General features: G+C 45.4%; 12 protein-coding genes. 3 read left to right on the forward strand and 9 right to left on the reverse strand.

What is annotated here, in order from left to right; all coding sequences use genetic code 11:
- The first annotated feature begins 15 nt into the window (after positions 1-15).
- Positions 16-693: a TIGR00266 family protein gene (locus ASG89_RS30455; RefSeq protein ID WP_057315095.1), complete on the forward strand. Its 678-nt coding sequence runs from the start codon at positions 16-18 to the stop codon at positions 691-693.
- A gap of 197 nt (positions 694-890) precedes the next feature.
- Here the strand turns inward: ASG89_RS30455 and ASG89_RS30460 are convergent, their stop codons facing one another.
- Positions 891-1,310 carry a MerR family transcriptional regulator gene (locus ASG89_RS30460; RefSeq protein ID WP_057315096.1) on the reverse strand — a complete coding sequence of 140 codons (420 nt, stop codon included), beginning with the start codon at positions 1,308-1,310 and terminating at the stop codon, positions 891-893.
- On the reverse strand, positions 1,311-2,291 hold the full coding sequence (locus ASG89_RS30465; RefSeq protein ID WP_057315231.1) for an aldo/keto reductase: 981 nt from the start codon (positions 2,289-2,291) through the stop codon (positions 1,311-1,313).
- Positions 2,292-2,473: 182 nt separating this feature from the next.
- On the opposite strand from ASG89_RS30465, the gene ASG89_RS30470 reads away from it, so the two are divergent.
- The gene (locus tag ASG89_RS30470; RefSeq protein ID WP_057315097.1) at positions 2,474-3,358 is read left to right on the forward strand and encodes a helix-turn-helix transcriptional regulator; all 885 of its coding nucleotides are present in this window, start codon (positions 2,474-2,476) and stop codon (positions 3,356-3,358) included.
- A 111-nt stretch (positions 3,359-3,469) separates the two neighbouring features.
- Positions 3,470-4,759, forward strand: a complete 1,290-nt coding sequence (locus tag ASG89_RS30475) for a glycoside hydrolase family 27 protein (RefSeq protein WP_057315098.1) — start codon at positions 3,470-3,472, stop codon at positions 4,757-4,759.
- A gap of 59 nt (positions 4,760-4,818) precedes the next feature.
- Here the strand turns inward: ASG89_RS30475 and ASG89_RS30480 are convergent, their stop codons facing one another.
- The 7 genes from ASG89_RS30480 to ASG89_RS30510 all read right to left on the reverse strand — a co-directional run bounded on the left by ASG89_RS30480 (position 4,819) and on the right by ASG89_RS30510 (position 14,396).
- Positions 4,819-6,096: an FAD-dependent oxidoreductase gene (locus tag ASG89_RS30480; RefSeq protein WP_057315099.1), complete on the reverse strand. Its 1,278-nt coding sequence runs from the start codon at positions 6,094-6,096 to the stop codon at positions 4,819-4,821.
- Positions 6,097-6,208: 112 nt separating this feature from the next.
- Positions 6,209-7,081 (reverse strand): AraC family transcriptional regulator, encoded by an 873-nt coding sequence (locus ASG89_RS30485; protein ID WP_057315100.1) that lies wholly within the window; start codon positions 7,079-7,081, stop codon positions 6,209-6,211.
- A gap of 175 nt (positions 7,082-7,256) precedes the next feature.
- On the reverse strand, positions 7,257-8,798 hold the full coding sequence (locus ASG89_RS30490) for an extracellular solute-binding protein (protein ID WP_057315101.1): 1,542 nt from the start codon (positions 8,796-8,798) through the stop codon (positions 7,257-7,259).
- Positions 8,799-8,891: 93 nt separating this feature from the next.
- Positions 8,892-9,767, reverse strand: a complete 876-nt coding sequence (locus ASG89_RS30495; protein ID WP_057315102.1) for a carbohydrate ABC transporter permease — start codon at positions 9,765-9,767, stop codon at positions 8,892-8,894.
- 16 nt (positions 9,768-9,783) lie between these two features.
- Positions 9,784-10,749: an ABC transporter permease gene (locus tag ASG89_RS30500; RefSeq protein WP_057315103.1), complete on the reverse strand. Its 966-nt coding sequence runs from the start codon at positions 10,747-10,749 to the stop codon at positions 9,784-9,786.
- Positions 10,750-10,870: 121 nt separating this feature from the next.
- Positions 10,871-12,715 carry a sensor histidine kinase gene (locus ASG89_RS30505; RefSeq protein WP_057315104.1) on the reverse strand — a complete coding sequence of 615 codons (1,845 nt, stop codon included), beginning with the start codon at positions 12,713-12,715 and terminating at the stop codon, positions 10,871-10,873.
- A gap of 25 nt (positions 12,716-12,740) precedes the next feature.
- The gene (locus ASG89_RS30510) at positions 12,741-14,396 is read right to left on the reverse strand and encodes a response regulator (RefSeq protein WP_057315105.1); all 1,656 of its coding nucleotides are present in this window, start codon (positions 14,394-14,396) and stop codon (positions 12,741-12,743) included.
- Positions 14,397-14,532: the final 136 nt, after the last annotated feature.

Consider the following 14,532-nt stretch of genomic DNA (forward strand, 5'->3'; position numbering starts at 1 on the left):
AAATGGAGGAATACGATGAAACACGAAATTTTATATAAAGGCGCATTCCCTATGCTGCGCGTTCAGCTTGAAGCTGGTGAGAATATTAAAGCGGAATCCGGTGCGATGGTCTCTATGTCTCCGAATATCGAGCTCAAAGGTACGGTCGATGGCGGGATCATGAAAGGACTCGGCCGCATGCTCAGCGGAGAGAAGTTCTTCTTCCAAGAATTGACCCCTAATCGTGGATCAGGCGAGGTGCTGCTCGCCCCTGCCGTAATCGGCGACATTGAGGCTGTCGAGCTAGATGGCTCGTACAAGCTATATGTACAGAAGGATGGCTTCCTTGCCGGCACTTCCGGTATCCAAGTGAACACGAAGATGCAGAACCTGATGAGCGGCTTCATGTCCGGCGAAGGCTTCTTCATCGTGGAGATCAGCGGAAGAGGCACCGTATTCCTTTCTTCTTATGGCGCGATTCATGCGATTAATTTAAAACCAGGCGAGGAAGTGCTCATCGATAACGGACACCTTGTCGCTTGGCCGGATTATACGCAGTATACGATTGAAAAAGCCGCTAAAGGCTGGATTTCCAGCCTTACGAGCGGTGAAGGCGTCGTCTGCCGCTTCCGCGGCGAAGGCGTCGTGCTCATTCAAACGCGGAATCCGAAGAGCTTCGGCGGTTGGATCAAGCAGCTGCTGCCGGGTAGATAGGCAGCTGATTTGAAAGAAAATGGCTGTTCCAATAAGCCATAAATCGAATGTGAAAAAGGAGCTAAGCGTGTTTGTGCTTAGCTCCTTTGCGTTTTTGCGGATCTTCAGGCGAGGCAACATAGCCCAGGTTCGAGGCCTCTTCCCCCTATAACGGTGAGAAACAACGTTACAGCGCCGATACGGGCCTGGTTCTAGCGTTAGTCTTTATTTCCCCTTACTTTCGGCGAAAAAACAGGGGAAAATCCAGTTATCTGGCGATCAGTACCGCCGATGATCTGGTCATATCTCTCAATTTTACCTTCTAGGCGCTCCAGCACCTTTTGCATGTCTGCCATTCTTGATAAGAGTTGTTTATGCTGCTCGATTAGGAGCTCTTTCCTGGTCTCCAATGTTTCTTCACCCTGTTGAAACAGTCGCACATAGTCAATCAAAGTTTCAACTGGAAGACCAACGCCTCGCATACATTTGATAAATTCTACCCATCTGCAGTCTTCTTCTGTATAATCTCTAATTCCGCTATTTGTGCGGTTCACCCGAGGAATAAGTCCGATTCGTTCATAATAGCGCAATGTATCTTGTGATAATTCAAATTTCTCGCTTACTTCTGCGATCAACATTTAGATAGCACCAACTACCCGATGAGGCACATACTGTTCTTCCAACGACGCAATTTCTTCAGATGTAAGCGTAAGAGACAGCGCAGCTACTGCATCATCCAGATGCGACATTTTCGTAACACCGATAATCGGAGCAGTTACAGGTTCTTTCTGCAGCAACCAAGCAAGCGCAACTTGTGCGCGAGGAACACCTCGTTTTTCTGCTATTGCTGCAAGGCGCTCCACAATTACTCGATCCTTATCTGCAAAGGCGTCATATTTCATTTTCTGAGCTTGATCCGTTTCCGAACGGTGTGTTGTTTCCGACCAATCACGCGTTAATCTTCCGGATGCCAGCGGACTGTATGGGATTACGCCGATTTTTTGATCCTTGCAAAGCGGCATCATCTCCCTTTCCTCTTCACGATAAATGAGGTTTAGATGATTCTGCATCGACACAAATCGTGACCAACCATTTTTCTCAGCCACATGCAAGGCCTTTAGAAATTGCCACGCGTACATCGCAGAAGCACCAATGTATCTTGCCTTCCCCGCTTTCACCACATCATGAAGGGCTTCCATCGTTTCCTCGATCGGCGTATGATAATCCCAGCGATGGATTTGATACAGATCAACATAATCCGTTCCCAATCTCTTAAGACTCTTATCGATCTCACTCAGGATAGCCTTTCGGGAAAGACCAGCCCCATTGGGACCTTGATGCATGCGGAAATGAACTTTGGTCGCGAGGACAATCTCATCACGATTCGCATAATCCTTCAGTGCTCGTCCAACAATCTCCTCGCTTGTTCCATCTGAATAAATATTCGCCGTATCAAAGAAATTGATACCAAGTTCGAGCGCTTTTTTAATAATAGGACGACTGTTCTCTTCATTCAGCACCCAGGGATGCGTCCACCTCTCTGCCACTCCAAAGCTCATGCAACCAAGACTTATCCGCGATACGTCCAAACCTGTATTTCCAAGCTTCACATAATCCATCTGATTATTCCTCGCTTTCCAGTAGCTCATCATTCTCACATGTCTAGTTTACTCTCTGGAGTTAACTCCAAGTCAAGCTTACTTAATTATTCGTAAGCAGTACGATCGTGGTAGTATTGGATTACACGTATTCGATTTCAACATATGAACTCAACTATGCATACAAGGGGTAACCATCGATTATGGTAATAAAGGACAACTACGGTGTTTACGGGTACCGCTTCCAAGAAAACCCCATACTCCCGCTTTATCAATTATTTGCTGTTGGATTTCAAGACATTCGGCAGCAAGAATATGACTGGGACGGTATGAAGCGAATTGACGGGCCCTTATATTTATTCCAATATACGATTTCCGGACGAGGGAAGATCGAGCTAGACGGCCAACTTCATGATGTGCCTGAAGGAACTTCCTTTTTGGTTGAAATACCAGGCAGACATCGCTACTACTTACCCGAAGATAGCTCGCATTGGACGTTCTATTTCGCATTATTTAGGCAGAATAATCTGCATGATGTGTGGAAGGGAATACGTAATGAGCTTGGCCCCCTACCGCAGTTCGAACCCCGCAGTTTGGCCATTCGTCGACTTGAAACCATCTACTCAGAAGCCCGAATAGGAGCAATAAAAGACGGTTATTACGCATCTGCTCTCGTCTATAGCTTCATAATGGAGCTTCTTCGAAGCAGCAGTGCGCTGCGCCAGGAACGAAGTAACTGGCCAGAGATCGTACGACGAGCCGCTGATTATATAGCGATTAATTTCCGAATACTAGAAGGGCTTGACCAAATTGCAGAAGCAGCTGGCTGCTCCAAATACCATCTGGCACGCACCTTCCATCAAGCGACTAACTTCTCACCGATGGCCTATACCTCTAAGCTCCGAATCGAACTTGCTGTGAAACTGCTGCGTAACAGCTCATTGACAGTTGAAGAGATTGCTAGGGAAGTGGGCTACCAAAATGGCAGCTATTTTAGCAAAGTATTCCGCAATTGGACAGGCTACTCGCCAAGCAGGTTTCGTGAAGGCAAGGAACTTCTTTCAATCGATCAGATCATGTTTGACTAGACAAACACCGCAATATTTTACATACGACAGCAAAACATTGCGCTAGCTTCCATAGCAACTTCGTCTTATTATATGGCTATTACTTTAAACGAGAAGGGATGAGTTCATGTTATGACCAATCATCACCAATGGGCTGCCACGCCACCGCTCGGCTGGAATAGCTGGGACTGTTATGGAGCAGCCGTCAATGAAGAAGAAGTACGTGGGAACGCACAATATATGGCTGACCATCTTAAACCATACGGATGGGAGTATATTGTCGTCGATATCCAATGGTACGAACCTGGAGCCATTTCTTCGGCTTACCGTCCTTATGTCCCCCTCGAGATGGATGCTTTTTCCCGACTCCTACCAGCAGTTAACCGATTTCCATCCGCTGCAGATGGACAAGGCTTCAAGCCCTTGGCCGATTACGTTCACAGCCTTGGACTAAAGTTTGGCATTCATATCATGAGAGGTATTCCACGACAAGCGGTTCATGCTGATACACCCTTACTTGGGACAAATGCAGGCGCACGCTCCATTGCCAAAACATGGAATGGCGCGATCTGCAAGTGGAATACAGATATGTACGGCGTCGATCCATCAAAAGATGGCGCACAGGCCTATTATAATTCCCTATTCGAGCTGTATGCCTCTTGGGGTGTAGACTATGTCAAAGTCGACGATATCGCAGATTCATTGCTCTACGGCATTCAACTAGACGAGATTCAACTCATTCGGAAGGCCATTGATTCGTGCGGACGTCCAATGGTGCTGAGCCTTTCTCCTGGTCCGGCGCCGCTCGAATTCGCTGAGGAACTTAAGGCTAACGCCAACCTGTGGCGCATGACCGATGATTTCTGGGACATTTGGCGGCTGCTCTATGGCATGTTCGAACGGTGTGAGAAATGGGCGCCGCATGTTGGAGCAGGCAATTGGCCGGATTGCGATATGCTGCCGCTCGGTCATATCGGCATTCGTTCCGTTGACGGTGGAGCAAGTGACCGCTGGACACGATTCACAAGAGACGAGCAGCAAACGATGATGTCCCTCTGGGCAATCTTCCGCTCGCCGCTGATGTTTGGAGGAGAGCTAAGGGACAACGATGAGTGGACGTTGTCGCTACTCACGAATGAAGAAGTGCTGGATGTCCTTCGTAACGGGCGAGATGCCCGTCAATTGTATCGGGAGAATGAACGAGTTGTCTGGACTTCGAATGGAACGGATGGCGTCCGTTATGTCGCGCTGTTTAATGCGAGTGAGGACGTTCAAACCGTTCAAGTCACACCTTCCCAGCTTGGCACCGATGCCATTGGACGTGTGCGTGACCTCTGGAATCGCGAAGAACTCGGTACGCCGCATGAGCTTTCTTTTACACTTGCCCCTCATGCGTCCATGCTGTTGAAGCTTTCTCTATAAAACAAATAAGCGATCTCTAGCCATAAATGCTAAAGATCGCTTATTTTAGCCTATCCCCTTCACTCAGGAGAAGCGTAAGTTGCTAATTTCAGAAACATAACGTTCTGCTCTTCCAGTGCATCATGTAGAACATTAATCGAGATATCGCGTGTTCCGCAAGCCTCATCCAGCGCAATGGCTGCAGCGATTCCTGCTGCTTGCCCTAATGCGTAGCACGTTGGCTGCACACGCATGGAGGACATCGCTACATGCGTAGCAGAGATTGATCTACCAGCGACAAGCAGATTCTCCACGTCGTTGGGTACCATACAGCGATAAGGAATATCGTACCCATGAACCTTACGCTCATCGGTTGTCTTTTTACCGTCAGGACTATGAATATCAATCTCATAGTTCGTCTGTGCCACGACATCTTGAAAGCGACGTCCCTCTACTACATCCTGCTCGGTCAACGTATAGAGTCCACGAATTTGGTTGGTTTCTCTTACTCCGACTTGGTTAGGAACATGAGAAAGTGCATACGTTTCAAAGCCGTTTCTTTGCAAATAATGAACAATCGAGAAGACTTGTCGAAGTGCTTCCGTTTCTGCGTAATTGACATCCGCGATCTTCGCACCGTTCCCTTTAACTCGGGTCATATTAACCAAGAGCAGGCCTTCTGAATTATGCTCCCAGAATAGATGACGACCTTGCGGCAGATCTGAGATTTCGTTGTAGTGATAGCATCCCTCTGGCAGAATCGATTTAATGGGCTTGCCCGTATTTTGCATCATGAACATCAGCGTCATTGGCTGCGTGAGCCCATCCTCATCTCTACCTGACGTAAACGGCACCCCAGAATCGATCGCTACGCGGGCATCTCCTGTACAATCAATGAATTGCAGACCCTCGAACGCTTGAAGCCCTTCCCTTGTTGAGACAATAACCGCCTTTAAACGAGAGCCTTCTTTCACGGTTCCCACACATTCGGTGTGGTAAATGACTTGAACGCCTTCTTTTTTCATCTTCTCATTTAAGTATTGTCGTAAAATAAAAGGCGAATATTGCGGGGCAATCGATACATCATGCTGTTCTGGCAAATATTCCGCCAACACTTCCGAGATCAGCTCCCGGTATATCCCGGTGACGTTCCCGATTGGCATGAAAATACTTACGTTGCCAAGCGTCCCCATACCGCCTAATTGAGCTGATTTTTCGAGCAAAATGACTTTCTTCCCTCGTCTTGCTGCACTTATCGCAGCTGCTGTTCCCGCAGGGCCACCGCCAATTACAATGACATCTGCTGATGCATAGGTCTTTACTTTTCTTTGAAAATCATAAGAGGTTTGCTCACTCATCGCATATCTTCTCCTTTGTTATCAAATCCAGTTCATCACTGGCTTCATTATAGGGCGCAAAGAGGCTTATGGCTTTGTCAAAATGCATGTAAATTATATCAAAACGTCTTTTTCACGATTGCCTTCTGATTTGACTTGGAGGGTATCCGAAACGCAGTTTATACATTTTGGAAAAATGATGGACACTCGAAAATCCGCAGCTGTCCGCAATGTCCTGAAGCGATAAGACGGTGCTGCGAAGCAGATCTGTCGCATTATCCAGCCGCAGCTTGAGCAAGAATTGGTGAGGGCCAAGTCCAAACTGCTTGCGGAAATGCATAGAGAAATACGAGCGGGACATGAGCGCCTTTTGGGCCATTTCCTCCACACTTAACGTTTCCGACAACCGGTACTGCATATAGGCAGGCACCCAGTGCAACGCTGTCGAACGATTGAGCTCGGACATTGGCCGGGTGGTGTATTCTTTTATTAATTCAAGCACAATTTCCGTCACATAGACTTGCGCTTGCAAATGATCTAGCGCGTTTTTACGATTCCAGTGCGTGATGGCTTGCTGCATAGCGTCCAGCATCCAATCCGGTCTAGAAAGTTTTAATACAAAAGGAATATCGATATCTGTAAACACCCTTAAATTGGGCTGCACAGTAATCAAATCAGGGTTATATCCGTGATCCACTGGCACAATCATCTCTAGACGATTTTCAACCGAGGAAGGGAACAGCTCCATATGGAGCGCCATGAACGTAATGGAAGACGAAATCGATTCCATCTGGTGTACGATGCCGGGCTGAACGAAACAGAACTGACCTGCCATGAGCTGATACGTCTCCCCTTCGATCGATAACCGGAATGAGCCTTCCTGGACATAAAGAAGCATATAATCGGTGATGATTCGTGGAGGCGTCTTCCATGGATGATAGTGCAGGAAGTCCGCATAGCGAATGTGAGGTTGCAGCTCTTGGGTTAAAATCGACTCAGCAGACATGATGGTGTTCAGCTCCTTCAGTAGGCAAGTTTAGTTCATGTTTCTATTGTAGAAGATACGTAGTTTGAAGGGAATAGCGAAGAAATAGCAAATCAGCAGTCTAGCGTGACAAATGCAAATAGAAGGAAGAAAGCGATGGATACCGCTCTCTCCCCTCTTGATTATTACGAACTGCTTATTTCTTCAATGTCGTGTACCAGTCATTAATCTCCTTCGAGCTTGCTTCTGCGCCAGCCGCTTTGTACTTGGTAGCAAAAGCATCATAATTAGCTATAGACTCTCCACCTACGATAATCTTAACTGCATAATCATTGACCATTTGATTCAATTGATTATTTTCCTTGGAGTATGTTGGCAATGTAGGTGCTAGACCAAGTGGATCGCGAACTCTTACCTCAGCTGGTGTCGTTTTGTTCAAATAGGAATAGCCTTCGAACAGGCGCGCATCCTTCTGAACGCGTGCTTGCCAGTAAATGGAGTAGTTCTTCTCATCAACACCAGTTAAATAGTTGTTGGCTTGGTTCCGTTCATCCGTAAAGACTGGCATGATCGGCGAATATAGACCATCCTTGAACGTGTAGTGCTTGCCTTCTTTACCAATAGCGATCTCTTTGAAGGTTTCTTTCTCCAACTTCGCATTCATCCACTTAATGGCATCTTCTGGATGTTTGGAAGCTTTCGGGATAAAGGTAATCCTGTCAAATCCGGAGTTCATATTAATTCCTGCTTTACCATCTTTACCTTTCAAAATTGGAAGATAGGCAAATTTAGCGTTAGGGAAGTTTTTGTTCAGGGCATCGCCAATTGTTGGAATATCCGCCCAGTTCAGCATGATAACCCCAGCTTTACCGTTTGTAAACTTCTCTTTCATGGTTGCATCTTTGTTTACCGCAAACTCTTTATCGAGCAAGCCTTGTTTATATAGATCAGTCACGTATGTCAGATAATCTTTAAATCCAGGGTCCAGTGCCCTAGGAACCAGCTTTCCGTTCAAAGCGTTCCAGCCACTCGTCATGCCGAATGCACCTACAAGATTATCCATTAAAGGTGCATCACCTTTGATTGCCAAAGGAACATTCTTGTCGCCATTTCCGCCTGGATCCTTATCCTTAAAGGCTTTGAGCATAGCTGTAAACTCGTCAACTGTCGTAGGCATCTTCATACCCAATTTATCAAGCCAGTCCACACGAACCATAAAGGAGGTACTGGCGAATTCTACACCACGGAAAGGAATAGCATAGATTTTCCCATCTACTTTTACAGAATCAAAGGATTCTTGAGAAATAGCCGCTTTGATATTAGGGCCATATTTATCAATAAGTGGGCCCAGATCAACCAAAGCACCTTTCTTGGCATAATCCGCATACAAGGCCTTATCCCCACCAATGGTAATAGAGTCGTAAGGCTCAGCAGATGCAATCAACAAGTTAAGCTTGTCATTGGCTTTATCCGCCGGCAACATATCGTAAGTGGTTTTGTAACCGGTCTTTTCTTCAATTAATTTGGCTACCGGATACGTGTTGTAATCATCCTTCATCCATATTTGCAGCGCTTTCAATTCTGGTTTGGGACCACTGCTCGCAGCAGGTGCAGCAGCTGATGGTGCTACAGATGCCGTTGTTGCTGTACTACCCTTATCCGTGGAAGACCCGCAAGCTGTGGTACTAATAGCTATGCCAGCTGACAGTGTAAGCATGAGCCATTTCTTTTGGTTCATTTGTAAACCCCTCCTGAATGAAATTAATTGTTATTTTTTTGTATGAGAAAACCTCTAACTCAGCTATGCTATGCCAGAGGTTTTAACCTCCGATTAGCCTTTAACGGAACCAATCAATACGCCTTTGATAAAATACTTCTGTAGGAACGGATACACCAACAAAATCGGAACGGTGGATGCAACTACAGTTGCAGCGCGGATGCCTTCAGGTGACATGTTCATCAGGTCATCAATACTTTTGTTAGCAGCATTGGAGGTATCCGCATCCATGACGACATCACGTAAGTAGAGTTGCAAGGTTTTCAAAGAAGTATCATTGATATAGAGCATCGGATTAAAGAAATCGTTCCATAAACCGACCGCATAGAACAAGGCGATTGTGGCGATAACTGGCATGGACAACGGCAGAATGATTCGAAATAGAATGACATACGTTTTCGCACCATCGATACGTGCCGATTCCTCAAGCGCTTCCGGAAGATTCTCATAATAACTTTTAATCACCAGAAGGTTAAACACACTGATCATACCCGGCAGAATAAGCGCCCATAAATTATTAATCAGATTCAGATTCCTCATTAACAAATAGCTAGGAATCATTCCCCCGTTAAACAGCATTGTAAAGACGAACATAACCATAACAAAAGCAATACCAGGAATAAATCTTTTAGATAATGGATAAGCCGTAACCGCTGTCATTAAGATGGAAAGAATCGTTCCAACAACAGTGACCCCTACAGAAATCAGGAAGGCGTTAATAAATACGTCGGAAGAAATAACTTGTCTGAGGGTGTCGAGTTGAAAACCAATTGGAAATATCCCCACTTTCCCTGAAACAATCGCCCATTCTTCACTAACTGATTTGGAAAATACATTGGCCAATGGCAGCAGCATAGCAAGACCCATCGCAATTAAGAAGAGATAGACAAAGCCATCTAGGAACCAGTCACTTGCTGAACGTTTTTGCATGGTGTTAACCCTCCCTCTACCAGATTCCACGGTTCAGCAGTTTTTTGCTGAGGAAATTTCCGGAAATGACAAGAATAAATCCGACGACAGAATTAAATAACCCAACTGCCGTACTAAAGCTGTAATCCATTTTGCCAAGACCCAACCGATATACGAATGTTCCAATAACATCCCCCGCCTCATAGACCGCTGGATTATACATGGTTAGAATTTGTTCCGTTCCCGCTTCCAAAACAGAGCCCAGACGGAGAATGAACATCAAAACGATCGTAGGGAGTATACCAGGAAGAGAAATATACAGCATTTTTCTAATTCTTCCCGCACCATCTATCGAAGCCGCCTCATATTGCTCTTGGTCGATACCTGCTATAGCTGCGATGAAGACAATGGCATTCCAGCCAACTTCCTTCCAACCAGCCGTAAACACGATGACACTGCGGAAGTAGTTATTATCCATAAAAAAGCTAATCGGCTCGCCGCCAAACGACTGAATGATATTATTAATCAAGCCTCCGGATGGAGATAGAATCGTAATAAATAATCCGGAAATAATAACCCATGATAAAAAGTGAGGTAAGTAAATTATCGTTTGGATCGTCCGTTTAAAGACCATAACTCTGACTTCATTTAAAATTAGAGCAATAATGATTGGAATCGGGAACAGTAGCACGATCTTATACACACTAATCAGCAGCGTATTGATAAATACTTGTCCAAATTCATCCGAATGCATCAGCTTTTGAAACTGCTCAAGCCCGACCCACTTACTTCCTCGAATTCCGTCGAAAATGTTAAAATCCTGAAAGGCAATAATGACACCGTACATCGGCGTGTATTTGAACAAGAGCAAAAAGATAAGTCCTGGAATGAGTAATACATAATAATCCGTGTATCTGATTACTGATTTCCATCTGCTGCTTGTTCTATGGGCTAGTGACTTTGCTTCCGTCTTATGATTCGCATCCGCAGCATTTATTCTCATCCCGTATACCTCCGTATGTTGATGAGTTTATTATACCTGCATGCGGATTATCTCCTGTAGAAGGTAAAACTACTTTTTCTGGTCTCTGCCTACTCAAGTTGCCCTACTTTCGCTCTGCTTGCTATTCGCGTTGCGCCATCATTGCCTTGAGGCGGACAATGATCATCGTGCCTTGATCAAGTTGCGTCTCAATAGACAAGCCATACTGCTCGCCCGCAAAGAAGCGAATTCTCTCATTCACATTATAAAGTCCATATGAGCTGCCAGAGCCATCTGCCCGTTGATCTGGGCGTGGGGAACGCAGCAGATTCTTCGCTGTCTCCTCATCCATGCCGATACCATCATCAGCTACGGTAAGCAGCAATTCACTATTCTCCAAGCGGGCTGTAATGCGTATGGTTCCCTTCTTATCCTTGGCTTTGCGAATACCGTGGAGAAGAGCATTCTCAACCAGTGGCTGAAGCGTCAATTTCGGTATCATGTAGTGCTCAAGGCCAGGATCGGCATCTATCGCAAACGTGAACGTTGATGGAAACCGATTCTGTTGAATTTCCAAGTAAACCATAGCTAGATTCAACTCATCGGTAATACTCACGTTATCCTCGCCCTTGTTCAAACTAAACCGGAAATACTGGGCCAGCGCCTCGATCATCTGACTGGTGTCCAGTGCATTGTGGGCGATGGCACTCCAATTAATCATATCGAGTGTATTATACAGGAAGTGAGGGTTGATCTGCGCTTGCAGCGCCCGAAGCTGTGCCTCCCGTTCTAACACCTTAGCCTTATAGGTTTCTTCCATCAGATTATTGACTTTGTGAATCAATTGATCGACACTCCGCTCCAGCAGATAGAAGTCTCCTTCAGGAACAGGACGGTATTCCTCCAGCCAACCGATTCCTTCCTTCCGGATCATTTTGAGCACCAGCTTGATTCGCTTATTCATCCCCTGAATGGTAAAAGTAAGCAGTACAAAAACAAGCACCATGAACATAATCGTAATTCCAACGACTGTAGCAATGCTAGTGAACTGATTTTGGGCAAAGGCTCGATGAGAGATCTCTGATTTGTTTACTTCCGCAATCAGTTTCCACCCCGTCGTGCCAATCGTCGCATACACCACATAGGTATCCTCTTTACCATTGTAGCGCTTATAGATACCATCACTGGATTGGCTTACATGACTTAGGATATCCGCCGGCGCATCTTCTTGTTCATCATCCTGAGCAACATCACCTGGACTCTCAAACATAAGTATACGTTCGCCGTTCTTGTCAATAATATAGGGGGATTTGACGGTGGAGAAGTTGATCCTCGACATGACCTCGTCCATGACCTTTCTCGACATATCCAGCATAAATACCCCGTAGATCTCATCATATCGCTTGGGATTACGCAGCACGCGGGCTACCGAGAATATGTTTTGCTTACCTATGTCCACATAGTTCTCTTCGTACACCCCAGTCCAGACCATGCCTCCGCCTTCATCCATAATCTTCTGATGCCACGGCCTTTTTTCTAGCACAGACATCGGGTACAGATTAATACTGTCTCCCGCATAGATCTTAGATGGATTGACAAATATCCGAATTCGAAAAATATCCATATTCGCCTGCACGGTTTCTGCCAGATTGCGCAGCTTCACCATCTGCTCAAGCTGACCGGTTATACTCTCTTGGGGGACAAGATTGTCGTATAAAATCTGGTTCATAAATACAGAATTAGAAATATCTTGAATATGATCTAACTTATATGTCAGGTTTATACCTGCCTGCTTTAATGTCTGCTGCATAGTACGGGTTACTTCCTGTTCAAGAATATCGGATGAACGCTGATAATAAGACGTCAACATAATTGAAATCGGTATTAGAATAAGTACCACATAAGCAATGAGCCACTTTTTTGCAGCAAAGATCCCCTGCATCAGGCCCTTCAAAAAAGTCCAACTTACTCTCGTCGTTCTTCCCAAAGCTTCTCCCCCTCCCTATGTCAAGCTAATGCTGCTCTCTGTAAGCACTGGGCGTAAATCCAGTCATTTTTTTGAACACCTTGCTGAAATGGCTTGGATCTAAATATCCCACAGCTTCGCATACCTCATAGAATTTATAGCGTGGGTCTTTCAGAAGCTCCTTCGCTTTCTCAATCCGTACTTTTGTTAAATACTCAAACAAGGTTTCTCCTGTCTCCTGCTTGAACAGCAAGCTAACATACGTTGCGCTTAAGAAGACACCTTCCGCTATATCTGCCACTGTAAGATTCTCAGGATATCGTTCTTCAATCAAATGCTGAATGCGATCGATTACACCGCCAGCTCTCCTGCTACGTTTGTTATACACACAGGCGCATACCTCGTGCAGGTATACATATACGAGATTGTGCATATCTTGCATTGTCTCCTGCTGCAGTACTCTCTCACAGGAATCGACTTCCTTCAATTCCCACTCCTCTGTGAGGGCATTCAACTCCAGTAATACACGGCTGGATAGCAAGAGGAACTGCAGACTCACATTCCTTGCATAGCGGAAGCCACCCTTGCGGTTTGTGGCCAATTGACTATAAATCAGCTCAAGCTCGTCTTTCAGTCTAGCGTGATCTCCTGCCCTCATGGCCGACAAAACACGCTCGGCGGATTCAATCTCGAACCGATAACGCCCACTTTTATCGGACTCCAGACTGTCAATGGTCAGAATTTTATTTTTACCCAAATACCACTTCTGCGCAGCTGCATCTTTGGCCCGCATATAGGATTGCGGCAGCTCCATCAAGCTCTCCACACGTTCTCCTACACCAATCGTTACACTTAACTTCATCCATTTGCTCAGATTATCCCTTACCTTCTCCGCTAAAATAAGCAATTGCTGCTCAGGAGTCTCTGGGGACTCGACACCATCTGTCGAGTCATCGTCCTGATTAGATATATCATCCAGTCTAAGGATTCCTACGAACTGTCCAGGCTCATTCTCAAAGGCAACACCCTGCAGTGTTTCATTCATTAACTCCTGAATAATATTCAGAATCGCATAAGAGGTAAGCTGTTTATCCCGCTCCGACAACGGTCCCATCACCTGTATCGCATCATCCACCAGAATGACCAAAATAATGTAAGCGCTATCTAATTGAAGAGGCAGTTCAAGAAATTCGATTTTTTCTTTGGCCGCTTCTAGCTTAATGCTGTCACGGATCACGGACATTAGGAATTTTTCTCGTAACAGGGGCATACTTTGCGAAAGTTTGACTTGCATTTTGTTGGTCAATTGACGGGTCTCTGCCTCTGCCCCAAGAGCTGCGACCACCCGTTCCATAACTGTACCCAGTTCTTTGCGGACAATCGGCTTGAAGATGTAGTCCACCGCATGAACCTTGAGTGCCGATTTCAGATAGGCTGTATTGTCATGACCACTGATGAAAACTATTTTGGTATCCGGAAGCTTTTCGTAAATCTCCATCGACATCTGAATGCCATCCATCGTGGGCATCATGACATCCGTCAACACAATATCAGGTTTAAGTTCATTGATGAGGGCGAGCCCCACATTCCCATCGTCTGCAACCCCTACCAACTCTATGCCATAATCACCCCAGTTAAAGTATGTCTGAAGTCCGTTAAGTACCGAAGGCTCGTCATCTACAATCACCAACTTGTACAACATCTCTTCCCCAACCCTTCCATTAAAAATGTTGATTGAAATCGATTATACGACATATTCGTGTAAATATTTATAATGAAAATGTAGATTTCTTAAAATGGTCTCATTTTACCAATAGTTTCTTTTATTGAAAATAAAA

It is taken from the genome of Paenibacillus sp. Soil766, assembly GCF_001428105.1.
Lineage (GTDB): Bacteria > Bacillota > Bacilli > Paenibacillales > NBRC-103111 > Paenibacillus_E.

Coding starts and splice junctions, on each gene's coding strand:
- ASG89_RS30455 (WP_057315095.1), top strand. CDS start 16: ATGAAACACGAAATTTTATATAAAGGCGCATTCCCTATGCTGCGCGTT.
- ASG89_RS30460 (WP_057315096.1), bottom strand. CDS start 1,310: ATGTTGATCGCAGAAGTAAGCGAGAAATTTGAATTATCACAAGATACA.
- ASG89_RS30465 (WP_057315231.1), bottom strand. CDS start 2,291: ATGGATTATGTGAAGCTTGGAAATACAGGTTTGGACGTATCGCGGATA.
- ASG89_RS30470 (WP_057315097.1), top strand. CDS start 2,474: ATGGTAATAAAGGACAACTACGGTGTTTACGGGTACCGCTTCCAAGAA.
- ASG89_RS30475 (WP_057315098.1), top strand. CDS start 3,470: ATGACCAATCATCACCAATGGGCTGCCACGCCACCGCTCGGCTGGAAT.
- ASG89_RS30480 (WP_057315099.1), bottom strand. CDS start 6,096: ATGAGTGAGCAAACCTCTTATGATTTTCAAAGAAAAGTAAAGACCTAT.
- ASG89_RS30485 (WP_057315100.1), bottom strand. CDS start 7,081: ATGTCTGCTGAGTCGATTTTAACCCAAGAGCTGCAACCTCACATTCGC.
- ASG89_RS30490 (WP_057315101.1), bottom strand. CDS start 8,798: ATGAACCAAAAGAAATGGCTCATGCTTACACTGTCAGCTGGCATAGCT.
- ASG89_RS30495 (WP_057315102.1), bottom strand. CDS start 9,767: ATGCAAAAACGTTCAGCAAGTGACTGGTTCCTAGATGGCTTTGTCTAT.
- ASG89_RS30500 (WP_057315103.1), bottom strand. CDS start 10,749: ATGAGAATAAATGCTGCGGATGCGAATCATAAGACGGAAGCAAAGTCA.
- ASG89_RS30510 (WP_057315105.1), bottom strand. CDS start 14,396: ATGTTGTACAAGTTGGTGATTGTAGATGACGAGCCTTCGGTACTTAAC.